Source organism: Streptomyces sp. NPDC045678 (assembly GCF_056432085.1).
The window spans coordinates 282351-299386 of record NZ_JBWKJS010000005.1; the positions used below are offsets into that span (position 1 = coordinate 282351).

General features: G+C 69.2%; 20 protein-coding genes, 1 tRNA gene and 1 pseudogene. 12 read left to right on the forward strand and 10 right to left on the reverse strand.

The genetic code is table 11. The features are described from left to right. Positions 1-58: 58 nt before the first annotated feature. From dhbC to AC07DO_RS19380, 3 genes are read left to right on the forward strand one after another with little or no spacing between them, the layout of a single operon-like run. Positions 59-1393, forward strand: coding sequence for an isochorismate synthase DhbC (gene dhbC / locus AC07DO_RS19370; RefSeq protein ID WP_479061062.1), 1335 nt, complete (start codon positions 59-61; stop codon positions 1391-1393). Further along, complete coding sequence (locus AC07DO_RS19375) at positions 1390-3075, forward strand: (2,3-dihydroxybenzoyl)adenylate synthase (protein ID WP_479061064.1); 1686 nt, start codon at positions 1390-1392, stop codon at positions 3073-3075. Before dhbC ends, AC07DO_RS19375 begins: the two co-directional genes overlap by 4 nt. Before the next feature lie 53 nt (positions 3076-3128). Next, positions 3129-3767: an isochorismatase family protein gene (locus AC07DO_RS19380; protein WP_479061065.1), complete on the forward strand. Its 639-nt coding sequence runs from the start codon at positions 3129-3131 to the stop codon at positions 3765-3767. Here AC07DO_RS19380 and AC07DO_RS19385 read toward each other — a convergent pair. After that, complete coding sequence (locus AC07DO_RS19385; protein ID WP_479061066.1) at positions 3764-4249, reverse strand: MarR family winged helix-turn-helix transcriptional regulator; 486 nt, start codon at positions 4247-4249, stop codon at positions 3764-3766. The two genes, AC07DO_RS19380 and AC07DO_RS19385, sit on opposite strands and share 4 nt — an antisense overlap. 127 nt (positions 4250-4376) lie before the next feature. Here AC07DO_RS19385 and AC07DO_RS19390 point away from each other — a divergent pair, with 127 nt between their 5' ends. From AC07DO_RS19390 to AC07DO_RS19400, 3 genes are all read left to right on the forward strand, one after another. Beyond that, positions 4377-4793 carry an organic hydroperoxide resistance protein gene (locus AC07DO_RS19390; protein WP_479061608.1) on the forward strand — a complete coding sequence of 139 codons (417 nt, stop codon included), beginning with the start codon at positions 4377-4379 and terminating at the stop codon, positions 4791-4793. A gap of 111 nt (positions 4794-4904) precedes the next feature. Next, positions 4905-5441 (forward strand): cupin domain-containing protein, encoded by a 537-nt coding sequence (locus AC07DO_RS19395; RefSeq protein WP_479061067.1) that lies wholly within the window; start codon positions 4905-4907, stop codon positions 5439-5441. A gap of 174 nt (positions 5442-5615) precedes the next feature. After that, positions 5616-5688, forward strand: a tRNA-Arg gene (locus AC07DO_RS19400). Between the two features lie 220 nt (positions 5689-5908). Here the strand turns inward: AC07DO_RS19400 and AC07DO_RS19405 are convergent. Both AC07DO_RS19405 and AC07DO_RS19410 read right to left on the reverse strand, forming a co-directional pair. Further along, the gene (locus AC07DO_RS19405; protein WP_479061068.1) at positions 5909-6565 is read right to left on the reverse strand and encodes a class I SAM-dependent methyltransferase; all 657 of its coding nucleotides are present in this window, start codon (positions 6563-6565) and stop codon (positions 5909-5911) included. Positions 6566-6637: 72 nt separating this feature from the next. Next, positions 6638-7083, reverse strand: a pseudogene (locus AC07DO_RS19410) (hypothetical protein). Between AC07DO_RS19410 and AC07DO_RS19415 the strand changes: the two are divergent. Further along, on the forward strand, positions 6979-7317 hold the full coding sequence (locus tag AC07DO_RS19415) for a hypothetical protein (RefSeq protein WP_479061628.1): 339 nt from the start codon (positions 6979-6981) through the stop codon (positions 7315-7317). The pseudogene AC07DO_RS19410 and the gene AC07DO_RS19415 overlap by 105 nt on opposite strands. A gap of 652 nt (positions 7318-7969) precedes the next feature. On the opposite strand, the gene AC07DO_RS19420 is transcribed toward AC07DO_RS19415, so the two are convergent. Further along, positions 7970-8314: a hypothetical protein gene (locus tag AC07DO_RS19420; RefSeq protein ID WP_479061069.1), complete on the reverse strand. Its 345-nt coding sequence runs from the start codon at positions 8312-8314 to the stop codon at positions 7970-7972. Between the two features lie 303 nt (positions 8315-8617). Between AC07DO_RS19420 and AC07DO_RS19425 the strand changes: the two genes are divergently transcribed. Genes AC07DO_RS19425 through AC07DO_RS19445 form a run of 5 tightly spaced genes read left to right on the forward strand, consistent with a single transcriptional unit; the run spans position 8618 to position 12074 of the window. Then, a complete protein-coding gene (locus tag AC07DO_RS19425) occupies positions 8618-9736 on the forward strand; it encodes a helix-turn-helix domain-containing protein (protein WP_479061071.1) in 1119 nt (372 codons plus the stop codon). 11 nt (positions 9737-9747) lie between these two features. Beyond that, entirely contained in the window at positions 9748-10329 is a 582-nt protein-coding gene (locus AC07DO_RS19430) for an HD domain-containing protein (RefSeq protein ID WP_479061073.1), read from the forward strand. A 7-nt stretch (positions 10330-10336) separates the two neighbouring features. Further along, complete coding sequence (locus AC07DO_RS19435; RefSeq protein ID WP_479061075.1) at positions 10337-11029, forward strand: dual OB domain-containing protein; 693 nt, start codon at positions 10337-10339, stop codon at positions 11027-11029. Positions 11030-11037: 8 nt separating this feature from the next. Further along, positions 11038-11640, forward strand: a complete 603-nt coding sequence (locus AC07DO_RS19440; RefSeq protein ID WP_479061077.1) for a DUF488 domain-containing protein — start codon at positions 11038-11040, stop codon at positions 11638-11640. Next, positions 11637-12074, forward strand: coding sequence for a DUF488 domain-containing protein (locus AC07DO_RS19445; protein ID WP_479061079.1), 438 nt, complete (start codon positions 11637-11639; stop codon positions 12072-12074). The genes AC07DO_RS19440 and AC07DO_RS19445 overlap by 4 nt, the downstream gene beginning before the upstream one ends. 24 nt (positions 12075-12098) lie before the next feature. Here AC07DO_RS19445 and AC07DO_RS19450 read toward each other — a convergent pair whose 3' ends face one another. The 6 genes from AC07DO_RS19450 to AC07DO_RS19475 form a co-directional block, all read right to left on the reverse strand. Further along, the gene (locus AC07DO_RS19450) at positions 12099-12716 is read right to left on the reverse strand and encodes a DUF4232 domain-containing protein (protein WP_479061081.1); all 618 of its coding nucleotides are present in this window, start codon (positions 12714-12716) and stop codon (positions 12099-12101) included. 217 nt (positions 12717-12933) lie between these two features. Then, positions 12934-13443 (reverse strand): hypothetical protein, encoded by a 510-nt coding sequence (locus AC07DO_RS19455; RefSeq protein WP_479061083.1) that lies wholly within the window; start codon positions 13441-13443, stop codon positions 12934-12936. Next, a complete protein-coding gene (locus tag AC07DO_RS19460) occupies positions 13440-13964 on the reverse strand; it encodes a hypothetical protein (RefSeq protein WP_479061085.1) in 525 nt (174 codons plus the stop codon). The genes AC07DO_RS19455 and AC07DO_RS19460 overlap by 4 nt, the downstream gene beginning before the upstream one ends. A gap of 125 nt (positions 13965-14089) precedes the next feature. Further along, on the reverse strand, positions 14090-15304 hold the full coding sequence (locus AC07DO_RS19465; RefSeq protein ID WP_479061088.1) for a helix-turn-helix domain-containing protein: 1215 nt from the start codon (positions 15302-15304) through the stop codon (positions 14090-14092). Between the two features lie 112 nt (positions 15305-15416). After that, positions 15417-15902 (reverse strand): response regulator, encoded by a 486-nt coding sequence (locus tag AC07DO_RS19470; RefSeq protein WP_479061090.1) that lies wholly within the window; start codon positions 15900-15902, stop codon positions 15417-15419. A gap of 151 nt (positions 15903-16053) precedes the next feature. Next, positions 16054-16929, reverse strand: a complete 876-nt coding sequence (locus AC07DO_RS19475; protein ID WP_479061092.1) for a hypothetical protein — start codon at positions 16927-16929, stop codon at positions 16054-16056. Positions 16930-17036: the final 107 nt, after the last annotated feature.

Sequence of the window (17036 nt, forward strand, 5' to 3'; positions counted from 1 at the left end):
CCTCCCCGTCTCTCCCTCCCCGCACACACCCGAGCCCCACCCGAGAATTGGAGCCACTGTGTCGACGGCACCCGAGGTCGCCACGCACGACGAGCACGCCCCGCACGCCACTCCCGTCCCACACGACGAGCACGCCGCTCCCGCCCCGCACGAGCGCGCCCCGCACACCACCCCCGCCCCGCACGAGCGCGCCCCGCACACCGCCCCCGCCCCGCTCGTCACGACCGCCGAGCGGGCCAACCCCGTCGTCGGAGCGGCGACTTCGCTCCTCGCCGCCTACACGCCGGGCGAACGGTTCCTCGCGACGCCCACCCGCACCCTGCTCGCCGAGGGCGTGCACGCCGAAGTGCCCCACGACGACCGGCCGTTGCCGCAGCGCGTCGCCGCCGCCCTGGCCGAGGCACGCCGCGCCGGGATCGCCGAGCCGTACGTCGTCGGCGCCGTCCCCTTCGACCACACCGCGCCCGCCGCGCTCACCGTCCCCGCGGCCCTGCGCACCGCGCCCCCGCTGGCCGCGGACCCGCTGATCGCGCTGCCCGTCGAGACGGCGGACGCCACCGGCTGGCGGATACGTCCGGTGCCCTCCCCGGAGGAGTACGGCGCGGGCGTGGCCGCCGCCGTGGACCGCATGTGGCGCGGCGACTTCAGCAAGGTCGTCCTCGCCCGCACCCTCGAACTCACCGCGCCCGCCCCGCTGGACCTCCCCGCGATGCTCCAGCGCCTGGCCCGCCGCGACCCCTCCGGCTACACCTTCGCGCTGCCGACGGCGCCCGGCCGCACTCTCATCGGCGCGAGCCCCGAGCTGCTCGTCTCACGCCACGGCAACCAGGTCGTGGCGAACCCCCTCGCCGGTTCGACGCCGCGCAGCGACGACCTCGCCGAGGACGTGCGCCGCGCCGCCGCGCTCCTGGAATCGGCCAAGGACCTGCACGAGCACTCCGTGGTGGTGGACGGCGTGCACCAGGCCCTCGCGTCCTTCTGCACGGACCTGACCGTCCCGGCCCGCCCCACCCTCGTCCGCACCGCGACCATGTGGCACCTGTCCACGACGGTGACCGGCACCCTCACCTCGCCCGACGCCTCGGCCCTCGAACTGGCCTGCGCGCTCCACCCCACTCCCGCGGTGTGCGGCACGCCCACGGCGACCGCGCGGGAGGTGATCCGCGAGACGGAACCGTTCGACCGCGGGTTCTTCACCGGCGTGGTCGGCTGGGGCGACGCGAACGGCGACGGCGAGTGGGTCGTGACGATCCGCTGCGCCGAGGCGGAGGAGCGCAGCCTGCGGCTGTACGCGGGCGCGGGCGTGGTCGCCGCGTCGGACCCGGCGGCGGAGACCGCGGAGACGGGCGCGAAGTTCCGTACGTTCCTGAACGCGGTGGGGGCGGAGCTGTGAGCCCCACGAAGAGCCTCTCGAACACGAACACGAACACGAACACGAGCACGGTGGACGCACCCTCGTGGCCCGAGGAGTTCGCGGAGCGCTACCGCGCCGCGGGCTGGTGGCGGGGCGAGACGTTCGGCGAGATGCTGCGCGAGAGAGCCGCCGAGCACCCGGACCGCGTGGCGATCGTGGACCCGGGCGGCAGCGGCACGCCGGCCCGCCGCTGGACGTACGGGGAACTGGACCGCAGGGCCGACCGCCTGGCCACGGGCCTGGTGGCGCGCGGGATCGGCAAGGGCGACAAGGTGGTCGTCCAGCTGCCGAACATCGCCGAGTTCTTCGAGACGATCTTCGCGCTGTTCCGTATCGGCGCGCTGCCGGTCTTCGCGCTGCCCGCGCACCGCGAGACGGAGATCCGCTACTTCTGCGAGTTCACCGAGGCCGCCGCGTACGTCATCCCGCACCAGGTCGGCGGCTTCGACTACCGCGGCCTCGCGGCGAAGCTGGTCGACGAGATCCCGACGCTGCGGCACGTGTTCGTGGCGGAGGGCGACGCGGGCCCGTTCGAGGCGCTGTCGGACGTGGCCACGGATGAGACGACAGAGCCGCTCCCCTCCCCGCCCGCCCCCTCCGACCTGGCGTTCCTCCAGCTCTCCGGCGGCAGTACGGGCGTACCGAAGCTGATCCCGCGCACCCACGACGACTACATCTACTCCCTGCGCGGCTCGAACGAGCTGTGCGCGGTCGACGAGGACAGCGTCTACCTGGTCGCCCTCCCCGCGGCCCACAACTTCCCGCTCTCCTCCCCGGGTTCGCTCGGCGCGCTCTACGCGGGCGCGCGCGTCGTGCTCTGCCCGCAGCCCGGCCCCGAGGCCGCCTTCCCCCTCATCGAGTCCGAGGGTGTCACCATCACCGGCCTCGTCCCGCCGCTCGCCCTGCTCTGGACGGAGGCGGCGCCGGCCACCCCGTACGACCTGAGCAGCCTGGAGGTACTCCTGGTCGGCGGCGCGAAGTTCAGCGAGGAGGCGGCGCGCCGCGTGAAGCCGGCGCTCGGCTGCACGTTGCAGCAGGTCTTCGGCATGGCGGAGGGCCTGGTCAACTACACGCGCCTGGACGACGACCCGGAGACGATCGTCACCACGCAGGGCCGCCCGATCTCGCCGGACGACGAGATCCGCGTCGTGGACGACGAGGACAACGACCTGCCGGCCGGCGAGACGGGCCACCTGCTGACGCGCGGCCCGTACACGATCCGCGGCTACTGGCGGGCCCCCGAGCACAACGCCCGCTCCTTCACGGCCGACGGCTTCTACCGCACAGGCGACGTGGTGCGCCTGACCGGGACCGGACACCTCGTCGTGGAGGGCAGGGCGAAGGACCAGATCAACCGGGGCGGCGAGAAGGTCGCGGCCGAGGAGGTCGAGAACCACATCCTCGCCCACCCGTCCGTGCACGACGCCAACGTGATCGCCGAGCCCGACGCGTATCTGGGCGAGCGGACCTGCGCGTACGTGATCCTGCGCGCGGACGCGGAGCCGATGCGGCCGGCCGCGATCAGGAAGTTCGTACGGGAGCGGGGACTCGCCTCGTACAAGGTGCCCGACCGCGTCGAGTTCGTGGAGGTCTTCCCGCAGACGGGCGTAGGAAAGATCTCGAAGAAGGCGCTGAGGGCGGCGGCGTCGACGTCGTCCTGACCAGCCCTGTGACCACCCGCCCCGCCCCGCACCCTGAACGGAACCGCCGCACCATGGCCCTCCCCGCCATCACCCCCTACCCGATGCCGTCGCCCGACGAGCTGCCCGCGAACCGCGTCGACTGGAAGGTCGACCCGTCCCGCGCCGTGCTGCTCGTGCACGACCTGCAGAACTACTTCCTCTCGGCGTACGACCGCACGGCGCCCCCCGTACCGGAACTCCTGGCCCACGTAGCAGAGTTGAAGAGAAGAGCCGGGCGCCTCGACATCCCGGTGGTGCACACCGCACAGCCCGGCGGCCAGTCCCCCGCCGAACGCGGCCTCCAGCAGGACTTCTGGGGCCCGGGCCTGCCCGACGACACGGAGGCGGCGGCGATCACCCCGGAGATCGGTCCGGCGCCCGCGGAGACGGTCCTGACCAAGTGGAAGTACAGCGGTTTCGTCCGCACGGACCTCCTGGAGCGCCTGCGCGAACAGGGCCGAGACCAGCTGGTCATCACCGGCGTCTACGCCCACATCGGTGTCCTGATGACGGCGTGCGACGCGTGGATGCAGGACATCCAGGCGTTCGTGGTGGCCGACGCGGTGGCGGACTTCTCGGCGGACGACCACGCGATGGCGCTGCGGTGGGCGGCGGGGAAGTGTGCGGTGGTGACGACGACGGAGAAGGTGTTCCCCGGCGACACCGCCTAGCCCACCCCTACACGGCCGCCCTCACCCTTGCCTTCACCCTTCCCCGGACCCCGGTCGAGGGCGGCCGTGAGCTGATCGAGCCGGGCGCGCAGATCCCGTACGTCGTCGAGGGACAGCTCGGTGGAGTCGGCGAGGGCGCGGGGCACGGCGAGGGCCTTCTCGCGCAGGGCGCGCCCTTGCTCGGTGAGCCGCACGGTGACGGAGCGCTCGTCCTCGGAGCTGCGCCGCCGCTCGACGTGCCCGGCCGCTTCGAGCCGCTTGAGCAGCGGCGAAAGGGTGCCCGAGTCGAGCCGCAGCCGCTCGCCGATCCTCTTGACGGGCAGCTCGTCGTGCTCCCAGAGGACGAGCATGACGAGGTACTGCGGGTAGGTCAGGCCGAGGTCCTTGAGCAGGGTCCGGTAGACCCCGTTGAAGGCGCGGGCGGCCGCGTGCAGCGAGAAGCAGATCTGCTGATCGAGCCGGAGAAGATCCTCGTCGTCCATGGTTCAAGGCTACAGCGCACCCCCATGAACCCAATTAAGTTGCGCACAACTAAATGGCATGCAACTCTTACTGTCGTACGCCAGCCGAGCCGAGCCAGCCGCTCGCAACAAGGACGGGATGATCACCATGGACGCGCTGTACACCGCAGTAGCCACCGCCAACGGCCGCGAGGGCCGCGCCGTCAGCTCCGACGGCAAGCTCGACCTGCCGCTCGGCTTCCCGAAGGCGCTGGGCGGCGACGACCAGGGCACGAACCCCGAGCAGCTCTTCGCCGCCGGGTACGCCGCGTGCTTCGCCAGTGCGATGGGCAACATCGCGCGCCAGGAGAAGATCGACGTGTCCGATGTGTCGGTGACGGCGGAGGTCAGCATCGGCAAGGACGAGACGGACGGCGGCTTCGCCCTGTCCGTGGTCATGCGGGCGGAGCTCCCCGACCACCTCCAGGGCGCGGCGGGCGAGGAGCTCCTGAAGAAGACGCACGCGTTCTGCCCCTACTCGAAGGCGACGCGCGGCAACCTCCAGGTGGACCTGGTGATCGAGTAGCACCCGCCTGCGGCCGTCCGCCCCCGCCCCGAGCAAGCCTCAAGGTAAGGGTCATAGCCTGTCTGCGATCGCTACATCCGCACTGCTCAGCTCACGCAAGGAGTCGATCGCATGAGTGACCTCATCCGCCTGCCGGGCGAGGGCCGCAAGCTGGTCACGAAAGCGCAGGAAGTGACCTTCAAGGCCACCGGGGCACAGGGCTCGTCGGCGTCGATCTTCGAGGTGGTGGTCCCGCCCGGTTTCGACACGGGCGGCCACTACCACGAGGAGGCGGAGGAGTTCTTCTACATCCTGGAGGGCGAGCTGGAACTCCTCGCCTTCGAGCCGACGGAACGCACGGACGACTGGCTGGACTGGGAGTCCGTCGACGGCGACAGGGTGGTCCGCGCCCCGGCGGGCAGCAGCATGTTCGTACCGCCGAACACGCCGCACGCGTTCCGCAACGCCACGGAAAGACCGGTCCGGATGCTGTTCCAGAGCAACCCGTCGCCGGAGCACGAGGCGTACTTCGAGGAGATCGCGGAGATCTGGGCGGCGGGCGGCGACTCGGTGGACCCGGAGGCGGTACGCCGCATGCGGAGCCGCTACGACGTCAAGCAGATCACCCCCATGCGCTTCGCCCCACCGACGACGACACCCGCCGCCTGACGCCGCCCGTCACACCCGCCGCCTGACGCCGCCCGTCACACCTGCCGCCCGCCACGCCCGCCGCCTGACGCCACACGAAGGCCGTCGCCCCTCACGAGCCCCGGGGGGCCGACGGCCGCACCCTCATCCGCTACCCTGTCCAGGGACCCGCCTCGGCGGTCCACGCAGAACCCCGCCTTCGTAGCTCAGGGGATAGAGCACCGCTCTCCTAAAGCGGGTGTCGCAGGTTCGAATCCTGCCGGGGGCACAACCTGTTAGCGCTGGTCATAGACCAGCTGATCACTGCCCGTTCGGGGATGCCCGGGCGGGCAGTACGCATTTTGTGCACACGGTTTCGATCGCGCGGCCTCTGCGCGATCCGTATGCGCCGCTGGTCGAGCTGCGCGCGGCCAACCTTGACGGCGATCGCCTCCCACCGGATACCGCACTAGCCCACTACCGGGACGAGGGCTCGCGGCTGTGACAGGTCAGGGCACCTGCGCTCGCACGATGAGGGTTCCGATGTGGCCCTCTTTCGGGGCATCCAGCACGCTCGCGGACGCGGTGGTAAACCCCGCTCGGGTCAGCAGTCGTTCCCACACCGCGGGCCGGTAGCTGTAGCGGTAGGTGAACATCGCCTTGCCTGCGAAACCACCCTTGTACATGCCCTGTGGCCCGTAGGCGCCCGGAATGGCCGGCGGTTGGGAGAACACGAACACTCCGCCCGGCTTGAGGCGGGCCCGCACCTGCGGAAAGAGCCGGCTGGGGTCGGCGAACCAGGCGGCCCCGAAAACCGAGTACACCGCGTCGTAGGTGCCATCGTGCACGGCGAGGTACTCCAAGACGTCGCCGTGATGGAACGTCGCTCCGGTCTCGGCCCATCGCTCCGTTGCCTTCTTGACCATGACCGGCGACAGGTCGACCCCGTGAGCCTCGACCCCCCGGGTGGCGAGGTAGGCCAGGGCCCGACCCGTGCCGCAGCCGGTCTCCAGCACGGTCGAGGGGGCGCCGAGGATTTCGGGGCCGGGGCCGTGTCCGGTGTACTGCGTCCAGTTGAAGACAGGCTCGGCGTCGTCCTTGAACGCCGACTCGGCGTAGGCGTCCCACAGTTCGGTCTCTGCGGCGAGGTCGTGAGGTACGGGCATGGAGTCCTCTTCGGTGATGCGGGCGGTGGTGCCCCGGCCCTCGGCGCGAGGGCGAGGGCACCGTATCGGGCATCAGTGGCTGTCGGGCACCTTGTTGTCACACGGCGAGCACTCGGCGCCGTCGATCTCCCACAGCTCTTCGTCGATCGCGAATCCGATCGTCTTGAGGAAGTCGGCCGTGCGCAGGCACAGGCCGTCGCCGCGGCGCTCGATGAACGGCGCGTGGTGCTTGTACGCGCCCCCGTTGTAGATGTCGCAGAGCGCCCACCACACCGGCGTGTCGAGGATGAGCTGATGCACGCCGATGTCGACGAGCTTGCCGACGCCGAGTGCACCTCGGGGTGCTCGAGCGAGGCCATGGTGTACATGACCGCGTTGCCGAGGATGCGCTCGGCCATGTCGCGGACCATAGTGTGATCGCGGAGCAGCAGCGCGATCTCGCGCTCCCACAGGGTCATGCCGCTGTCGAGGACGTTGATGGTCAGGTGCTTGATGTGCGGCTGTACGGCGTTGAGCAGTTCCTTCGGGTCACGCGTGCGCGCGGCCACAGGGTTTTCGAGGGTCAGCGTCATCTCTTCCTCTTCTCTTCGCTTGCCGGTACGGCACTTCGCTGCACGCCCGTCCGACTTGCGGAAGGGCGTGATACCCACCCCGGCCGGGACTTTGGCGGGCCGGACGGAGCGGGAGACTGCGCACTCCTGCGGGAGCGGGGGAACAGCGACGGCCAGTTAGGCGGCGAGCCCGTGATCTGACGGGCACAGGTTCCGGTTCATCGGGGCACCCCGGAGTGGTCGAGGCGACCGCGGGGACTCCTGTGCCGACCCCGGCCTGCATATGGCCGGGGCCTGACCGCCGGCGCTGGGGACGGCGAGGGCCCGCGGGCCGGTAGGGGCAAACGCGCGAGGAGCAGCGCCCCGCAGCATCCTGCGGTGCGGGATATGACGACCTATGACACGGAGTTGATCACGCCTCTGACCTTGACGCTTACCGGCACGATCAGCCGATCATCACCATCTCACCTGGTACGCCGATCTCTTCGCCCGGTACTTGGGCACCTTCGCCGACGATGAATCGCACCTCTACATCGGGGGCGCGAAGGGAATCGTCAGCCTCACGCTGCTCTGGCTGCAATCCTCCGGCCCTGGGCCTTCGTTGTGTGCACTCTGGCCACACGTTCGGATCAGCGTCGCGTCCCACCGCGGGCGGGGAGGGGCGGGGCGGGCGGCTCGGGCTCCCTCAGGATGGTTCGCACCGCCCGCAGGGCGCGGCGCATCCGCGCGCCCTCCTCGCACTCGTCGTCGCGGCAATCGGGGCAACCCGGCGTGTGCCCGCGTAGGCGGCTGTTCAACAGATGCGCGGCCGCCTTCGGGTTGCTCATCGAGCACACCGGTTCGTCGGCGGCGCTCATCGTGCGCCCGCCCGTCGAGGGTCACGGGCCATGTGGATGAGCGCCGCTACCGACGGAACAGCGCACAGGTCGCCGACGAGGCGGGGACGCACGGCCCAGTACAGGCCGGTCGGACCCGTGAGGTCGAAGGCCGGGACGGACAGGAAGTGGCCGGCGCCCAGCATGGGGGCCTCGGGGTACTGCTCTGACCAGCTAAGCCACGGGGTGCACTCCACGAGCGCGTAGTACTGGTTCTGCGGGCGGTTGTGGATGACCGGGCCGTTGAGCAGCTCCGCGAACATCCGGGTCACGACCTGCATGTCGCTGGTCCCGGCGGCGACGTGCACGAGTGGGGCGGACAAATACACGGAGTTGAACCGCCTGCCCAGCGGCAATAGGGCGATGCCCCGCTCCCTCCACTCCCGCTGAGCCTCACGCGGCGATGCCTGAGCGCGCGCGAGCCAGTCAAAAGCGGCTTCACCTGAACTCTGTTCCTCCGGTCCCTGCAAGGCGAACGAGGTTCCCTCTTCGGCATCCACCGCGGCACCACTCCCACTACGCTGAGTTGTCGATCGTCACCCCTTGACAGTAGGTAGCGATGATCGGCGCCAGAAGTGACCGTGAGTACAGGTAAGGGCTCGCCGAGCAGAGGCAAGGGGCCGATCATGGAGCGCCACAGGCGTCAAACCCTGACCGCTGGTCAGGGGAAGGCCGAACGCGGCCGGGCGGGGATCATCTCCGGATACGTCTTGCGTGTGATTCGTGAGCAGCTGGGGCGCACGCAGGACACCTTCGCCGAGACCTTCGGTGTCTCTCCGGACACCATCGCCGGGTGGGAGTCGGGTCGGCGACCGCTCACCTCGGTGCCCGTCGGGCAGATGCTCGTTCACCGCCACCGCCTGATGCGCCTGGGAACCGGTCCCGGCCTTCTGGCCGCCCTGGAGCGGGCCATGGAAGCGGATGTCTTGCTTGCCGGCGCGCTCGACGACCGTGGGCCCACCGAAGCCAACCCACTCGGGGCCTGGGTCATGCGGCGTGACCTCGTCGAAGTGCTGACGTGGCCGCTCAATGGGGTAGCGCCTGCGCCGGTTCGAAAGCTGCACCCGCCGAAGCGCCCGCGCCGGGGCCCTGTGCCCACGGCACCCGATCTCCCGGCAGAGGACCGTACGCGCTTCTTCATCCGGATGCGGGAGACAGCCGAACAGGCACGCGGAGGCGACAACTTCCTGTTGCGGCGCCAGGCTCTGTACCTGGCAGGGTTCGACGACGACCCGGACACCTCCGATTGGCTGGCCCGCCAGCAGAAGCTCGTTCGCCCCGACGACTGGCTGTCAGGCTGGCTCAACTCCCGCTCGGTAGCCGCCGTCCAGGCCCGCCAGGGAGACCGCGACCGGATGGCACACTTCATCACGCGCACCCTCGGGGGCGACGACGCGGCGGAGGCAGCGAACCTCAACTACTGGGCGTACTGGCTCGGCGAGACGCCGCACATCCAGATGTCGGACGACTTCATCGCTTCGTCCGCCCCAGGGCCCTGGAACGGTCACCTCATGCTCGACCATCTCGTTCGCGGGCTCACTCCCAGGCACGGCTTCTTCGACCTCAATGTCCACACCCTGTGGGCTCTGTTGGCCGCACGCCCCAACCTGCTCCGCGCCCCGTCGTCGGCCGGGACGGCTCTACGCACGCGCCTTCCCGTGATGTTGGATGACTTGCAGCTCTCCGCTCAGGCAAGGCGGAAGCTGGAGGGCGTTCGGTACGCAATCCGCCTCGCCGAGGCGTGAAAGGGGACCTCGTGGCTGACCAGGACCTCACAGAAGTAGCCCACTTCCTGTGGGAGGCGGGCACCCTCAAGGCGGCTCGCCGCACCGGCTGGTGGATGGCGGGCGTCCGGGACCCGGAGAGCGTGGCCGAGCACGCATGGCGCACGTCCGTGATCGCTTCGGTCATCGCCACGTTGGAGGGCGCCGACGCGGCTCGTACGGTTCACATGGCGGTCTGGCACGACTCCCAGGAGACCCGCACGGGCGACGTCAACCACTTGGGCAAGAAGTACGCGTCGCCGGGTGATGCCCAGGCGGTCACCGCGGACCAGACGGCCGGCATGCCCGAGGTGCTGCGCACCGCCGTACGCGCCGTGGTTGCCGAGTACGAGGCGAAAGAGACCCCCGAGGCCATCTGCGCGCGGGATGCCGACAAACTGGAATGCATGCTGCAAGGGCTGGAGTACAAGGCGCAGGGGTACGAGGCCGCGCAGCGGTGGGTGGACAACAGCCGGGCTCGGATCGTGACGGAGTCAGGGCAGCGACTTGCCGACCGCCTCCTGGCCCAAGCGCCGCTCGACTGGCTTCGTACGGCCATGGGCGAGAAGGGCTGACCTGCACGTGGCGGTTACCAAAGCGATAGTCTGCTTGGCGAATTCCCGGAAACACCTCGGGCGATGCATCGCCGGAATCGACATCGAGTCGGATGCCTGGGTGCGCCCAGTCAGCAGCCGGCAGACCCACGAAGTCTCGGCATCGGAAAGACAGTATCGAGACGGTGCGGAGCCTCGCATACTCGACGTCGTGTCCATGCGGCTCCTCAGGCCCAAGAGGTTCGGGTTCCAGACCGAGAACTGGATCCTCGACCCCAACAGTCAGTGGGTAAAGCTAGGGCGAATCGGATGGGCCGATTTATGCCGCCTGGAACAGAAGCCCAAGCGTCTGTGGTTGAACAGCGACGACAGCACCAGGAAGGGGCTCAACGATCGAGTTCCGGTGGAGCAGGAATTCGCATTGATGAACTCGCTCAAGTTGATTCGAGTCAGCACTGTCATCATAGAAGTGGACCGGCCCTACGATGCGAACAAAGACCTTGAGGTGCGGGCCAAGTTTCGGCACGCCGGATCCACATACATACTCAAGGTGACAGACGCCTTGTACGAGGAGAGATTCAGGGCGCTGGGCGTAGGGAGTTACAGTTTATCCGAATCCTTCCTGACCGTGAGCTTGGGCGAGGAATTCAAGGGCTACCTCTATAAGATGGTGGCGGCCGTAGTCGAACGTCGCGCGATAGAACCGGGCAGTAGCAGATGAGCTCCGACATGTTGATGACGATCGGTCATTCCAATCACGATCTCCCCACGTTGATCGAGTTGCTGCGCCAGCACGGCGTCACGGCCGTCGCGGACGTCCGATCGATCCCCGCCAGCCAGTTCGCGCCGCACTTCAACCGGAAGTCCCTCGAGCCCGGTCTGCGCGAGGTCGGCTTGAAGTACGTCTTCCTCGGCGAGGAACTCGGAGCACGCACGGACGACACGACCTGTTACGTCGACGGACGGGTGCAGTACGGGCGCCTCGCACAGACTCGCAAGTTCCGACAAGGCATCGAACGCCTGACGAAGGGCGCGGTGACCGAGCGGATTGCCATCATGTGCACCGAGGGCGAACCCTTGAATTGCCACCGCACGGTACTCGTTTCCCGAGTGCTCGCGGAGGGCGGCGCCACCATCCATCACATTCACGGCGACGGGCGGGTGGAGAGCCACGACTCGGCGATGGAACGCCTCATGGCCAAGTTCGGACTCTCGGAACCTGAGCTGTTCCGTTCACCGGCCGATCGCCTGGACGAGGCGCTGAGTCGTCAGGAAGAGCGCATCGCTTACGTCAAACAGGACTCACCTGCCGACCGGACGGCGGACGTATGAAGATTTACACGATCGGCTTCACCAAGAAGCCCGCGGAGAAGTTCTTCGGTCTCCTGCGGACATCGGGCGCCTCGACCCTCGTCGATGTCCGGCTCAACAACGTGTCGCAACTGTCGGGTTTCGCGAAGCGCGACGACCTCAAGTACTTCCTCCGCGAGCTGTGCGGAATGGCGTACGTCCATCGCCCCGACCTGGCTCCGACCCAGCCCATTCTGGATGCCTTCAAGAAGCACGGCTCCGGTTGGGCCACCTACGAGGAGAAGTTCCTGGACCTCATGGCGCAACGGAGAGTGTCGGAAACGGTCCCTCAGGAACTGGTCACCAATGCGGTTCTGCTCTGCAGCGAGAACGAACCGCATGAGTGCCATCGCCGACTGGTCGCGGAGTATCTGGCGGAGCGGTGGGGCGGCGCGACCGTCGAGCACCTGCTCTGACGTGAGCACCCGCGCGCCGCAGGCCTAGTTGGTGTTGTGCGTCGGGTAGACCTGGACGTCGGTGTAGGCGCCCTTGATCGCACCGGCGCCCGCCGGCCACTTCAGGGTCACGGTGTGGGTCTCGTTGGGGGGCGTCACCAGGATGTGGGTCGGCTTCGAGAGGCTCTCGCCGCTGTTGTCGATCTCGTAGGCCAGGTTGAAGACGGCGGCGGCGCCGGGCTTCAGGGTGGTGACGCGGGGCTGGGCCTGACCGCGCTCGATGGGGTTGGAGGTGCCGTCGGCGTCCTTGATGTCGACGCCCGCGAAGCCCGTCGCCGAGCAGGTCTTCGAGCCCCGGTTGATCATGGTGATGTCGATCCGGCCGGTGTTCTCGTCCGGCGCGGCGTCCTTCGCGTCGATCGCCAGGTCCGCGGTCTTGCAGAACGTCACCCTGGCACCGGCCTTCGTCGCGCTGCCCGCCGCCTCGGCCTTGATGTCCTCACCGGAACCGCCCTTCGAGGCGGAGGAAGAGGAGGACGAGTTCGAGGCCGAGGAGCCCTTGGAGGACGAGTTCGTGCCGGAGTCCTCGCCACCGCAGGCGGTGAGCGAGAGGGCGGCGGCGACGGTGACGGCGGCGAGAGCGGTGAGGCGGGTCTTCTTCATGGTGTCCCCCGGGGGAGTGGCGGGTGGGCTGTGCGGTCTGAACTATTTGTATCCCTCACCGAGTTACAGGCGGTCGCCCACGACGTCTCCGTTCCGTCACAGGCGATGCCCTCACTGCCCTCGCGCTGCCCTTTCCGCCCCTCGCGGCATCATCTTCGGCCGCCCGTACGGGCCGAGGGACTCTGAAGGAGGGACGAGAACGGGGGTGGCTGCCCGGTTACGGCTCGCCGCTGGGCCGGTAGGGGGTCAGGTCACGTAGGCGTCGGCCGAGTTCGGAGCAGCGCATGGCCAGGGCCAGGGGGCTGGGTTCGTCGCCGGTCATGTCGTTGAGTGCGTCGATGGTGGCGTCCACGATCCGTTGGTGGGCGTGCCCGCTGAGGGTGCCTCGGCCGGCGATGACGGCGGCGTGCTCGGCAGTGGGCAAGCGTCGGCGTACCTCGTGCCGCAGGCGGAGGTAGAGGTCGAGCAGCCGCTCCGGGGGCGGTAGGTCCCGGCAGGCGGAGAATGCCGCCCCAAGGAGGCTGTCGACGTATCCACCGTCGACACAGCCACGGCATGCGCGGGGGAACCAGCTCACGACCGCACCGAGACGCTCCACGTCTTGGCGGCCCAGGTCGACGGTGGCCGTCGAGCCGCAGAAAACGCAGTCCTGGCCGCCCAGTTGCCCGTCGGACAGGTTCCCCGGCGAGGGCAGCAGGGGCGTCGAGAGGTGGTCGATGGAGGTCACCGGGTGCCCCTCGGTCGCGACCGCAGGCCGAGGGCCACGAGCGCGGCCACAGTCGGTACGGAGCACAGGTAGCCGACGGCGTGAGGTCGTACTGCCCAGTACAGACCGGTCGGGCCGATGAGGTCGGCGGCGGGGATGCTGAGGAACTGACCGGTGCCGAGCATGGGCGCGGTCTCTGCGTAGGCCCATCGACCAGGTGGGTAAGGCTCGACGAGCGCGTGGTACGTGTGGAGGACGCTGTTGTGGATCACAGTGCCGTCGAGCAGCTCCGCCAGCGCTGCGGTCACGGTGTCGAGGTCGGCCGCGCCGACACCCCTGTGCACGAACCCGGCCGGCAGGCACACGGAGTTGAACCTCGTGCCGAGAGGCAATAGGGCGATGCCCTGTTCCGCCCACTCCCTCCGTGCCTGGCGCGGTTCCGCCTGAGCGCGTGCCAGCCAGTCGAAGGCCGCGTTCAGTGGCGGTGGGGGTTCGAGTTCGCCGCTTTGCGCGTTGAGCGCGGCGCCCGTGGTTTTGGCCATGTCGACTCCTTGAGCGGTCGGCCAATGCCTCGGGGGCGTTCGCACAGCCCCGGGGCTCTGTTGCGACCTATGGAATCGGCACGCTACGCAGCGTGACAGGGACGTGGCGTCCTAGTTTCGCGACGTTAGGCGTCGACGCCCAGGAACTCCGCCAATGGGCGAAGTCCGACGGGGTGGTTGGGGAGTGACCAGAGGTCGCGCACGATGGCCACGGCCAGTGTGTGGTGCCGCATCCACGTCGGCGCCGCACGGCGGAGTGACTCCAGGGCCTTCACGGCCTCTGCCGCGTTCCCGAGGTCCGTGTGGGCCCGCGCCACGTCCAGCAGCAGCCACGTCCGCCACGACGGCGGAGTGTCCGCGCTCAGCCGCATGCCCTTGGCCAGCTGCAACGCTTCCTCGGGGTGTCCGTACTGGACGGCGAGCCGGACCCGCTCGATGCGTACCGAGGACGGGCTGAAGACGCTGACCATACGGCTGTCGCCGCTCTGCGGCAGCTTGGCCACGCGGGCGGCCTCCATCTCGGCCGTCGCCATCAACCCCGCTGCGCGCTCATAGTCGTTGCTGCGCGCGGCGGACGTCGCGGCCGACATGGTCAGGGCGCCCCAGACCTTCAGACCGTCGGCGGTGACCGTATGTCCGCCGTCCTTGGTGTCGTCCGCCGCGTGCAGGGCGATGCTGAGGGCGTCAGCGAGGCGTCCCTGTCGCTGGTACGTCCACGCGACGGAGTTGACGATCATCGGACGCAGGAGAGGATCGCGCGAGCGGCCCGCTGCGTCTATGGCTCGCTCCAGGCTGATCAACGCGAGATCGGTCTTCCCCATCCGCACGGCTACGTGTCCGGCCAGCTGGAGGGACTTGGCGAGTGCGGCGTATCCGGCGTCACAGATGGCGGCGTCGTCCGAGTACGTGGCCGAGCGCGCGGCGGCGATCAGGTCGGGCAGCGTCTTCATCACCGTGTCGAACTCGGCGGCGTGATACTGCGTCCAGCCGTCCGCGATCTGCTCACGCAGGCCGTCCGGCGAGAAATCCGATGTCGGTTGCTGGGGTTCCGGCGCCCACAGCACCGGCATGATGGCCCGCCGTACCGCCACGAACCTCGGCCCGTCGTCCTCACCGGTCGCAGCGACGGCAGGGGGGTCGCCCAGGAGCGTCGTCAGCTCTACGCCGAGTCCGTTCGCCAGCGCGTGCAGCGTCGGCAACCGTGCGGAGTGTTTCCGCCCCTGCTCCAACTGCCGGATCACATCTACGGACACGTGCGAGCGCCCGGCCAGTTCCTCTTGCGTCAGGACGGCCAGCCGGCGCAAACGGCGCAGGGTCCGCCCGAGGTCTTCATTCGCCACGCCGTCACGGTACGCCGCGGCCTCGGCGCCCGGGAGTGGCCGTCACTCTCTGTACTTTGAGCGCCGTCTGCAAGCGTGAGGATTCCTTGGCGGAGGGTGAGAAGCGAACCCTTCAGGATTCGTCCCGCGCCCCGTCCTTCAGTGACGTGGACGTGATGATCCCCGACTTCAACTGGGCCCTGAGGTCCTCGATCTCCCGCTGCATCGACTTGAGCTGCCCGTACGTCTCGAAGAGGTAGCGGGCCTTCGTGCGGAGGGTCAGGGGGTCTATGGGTTTCAGGGCCACGTCCGCCACTCCCAGGCGGAACGCCGCCGCTGAGATTTCCCTGCTGACGTCGAAGCCCGTCAGGAGGACGATCGGTATGGCGCGGGTCTGTTCCAGGCGGCGGACGTAGCGGACGACGTCCAGGCCGCTCACGCCGGGCATGCGGACGTCCAGGAGGATCAGGCCCACGTTCCCCCGGAGGATCACGCGCAGGGCGTCGTCGCCGTTGGAGGCGCTGACCAAGGGGTAGCCGAGCGGGGCCAGCGCGCTCTCCAGCGCGAAAAGGGTGTCCTTGTGGTCGTCGACGACGAGGATCACGGAGTTGGTCAGCATGGACTGAGGCCCCCTCTGTCAGTATCCACGCTAAACCGACGCCGGGTTGCGTAATCCCTGTGTCACCACACAGGCCATAACTATGTTCATGACCGCAGTATCAACAGCAACAGAGAAAAAAGCGCCCCCTTCCGCCCCTGAACTCCCGTACTCAGGTGCGGATGCGGACCCCGTGGCGCGTGCGCATGCGATGGAGCTCCCACAGGGCGACCGCCGTCACGGACACCGGGCCGCCCAGAACCGCGCCCCACTGCGCCGCCGGCGGGCCGTGCGGCAGCCCGCCCTCCAGCGCGAGGCTGCAGAGCATCAGCTCCCACACCAGTACGACGGTCAGCGCGGCCGGTAGCGCCGCGTGCACGTTGGCCGTGTTGAAGGCGTAGCGCGCGGCGTACGCGGAGGCGAAGGCCAGGAACGGGAGCAGCCAGACCAGGCCGATGAGGAGGGCCAGGGCCACCAAGCCGTTCAGGAGCGTGCCGTAGTTCTGCTTGAGGAGCAGGGCGCTGCCCGCCAGGACCAGGGCGACACCGGCCAGGATCCCTACGTACCAGCCCACCGCCTTCAGCGGCGCGCCAAGGCGGGAGCGCAGCACGTGCCGCTGGTCGGCGGGTGCGTAGCGGATGAAGGCCAGCACCACCAGCGGGCCGGTGAAGATCAGGAGCAGCGGGGCCAGGATCAGCTTCGTCACACCGTCGTTGGCGACTCCGCTCCAGCCGCCGTCCGCGCCGTACGTGTAGACGAGGTACAGGCTCGCCGCCGCGCCCGCGATCGCCCGCCACAGCTGGACCCGCGTCACCACCCGGTCCTCCACGCGGCCCGCGCCCGGCCGGTTGAAGATCGCCTCCGCCCGGCGGCGCGCGGAACGGATCACCGGGATCAGGGGGGAGACGAACAGGAAGCCCCAGAGCGTGCGGCGGCGCCCTCGCGGCGGGTGCGGCAGTGGATACGGGGGTGGCGGCGGGGGCGGCGCGCCGCCTCCCTGTGGTTGGCCGTTCGTCGGGCTCCAGCCCTGGTATCCCCCGTGTGCCACGTGTCTTCCTCACCTTTCCGCGACCGCCCTGATCCTTCTGAGCGCGCGCAGTTTACTGGCCGAAAACGTCCTGTCGCCCCACCCGCGGCGTTCGTTGGCCTGAGGGC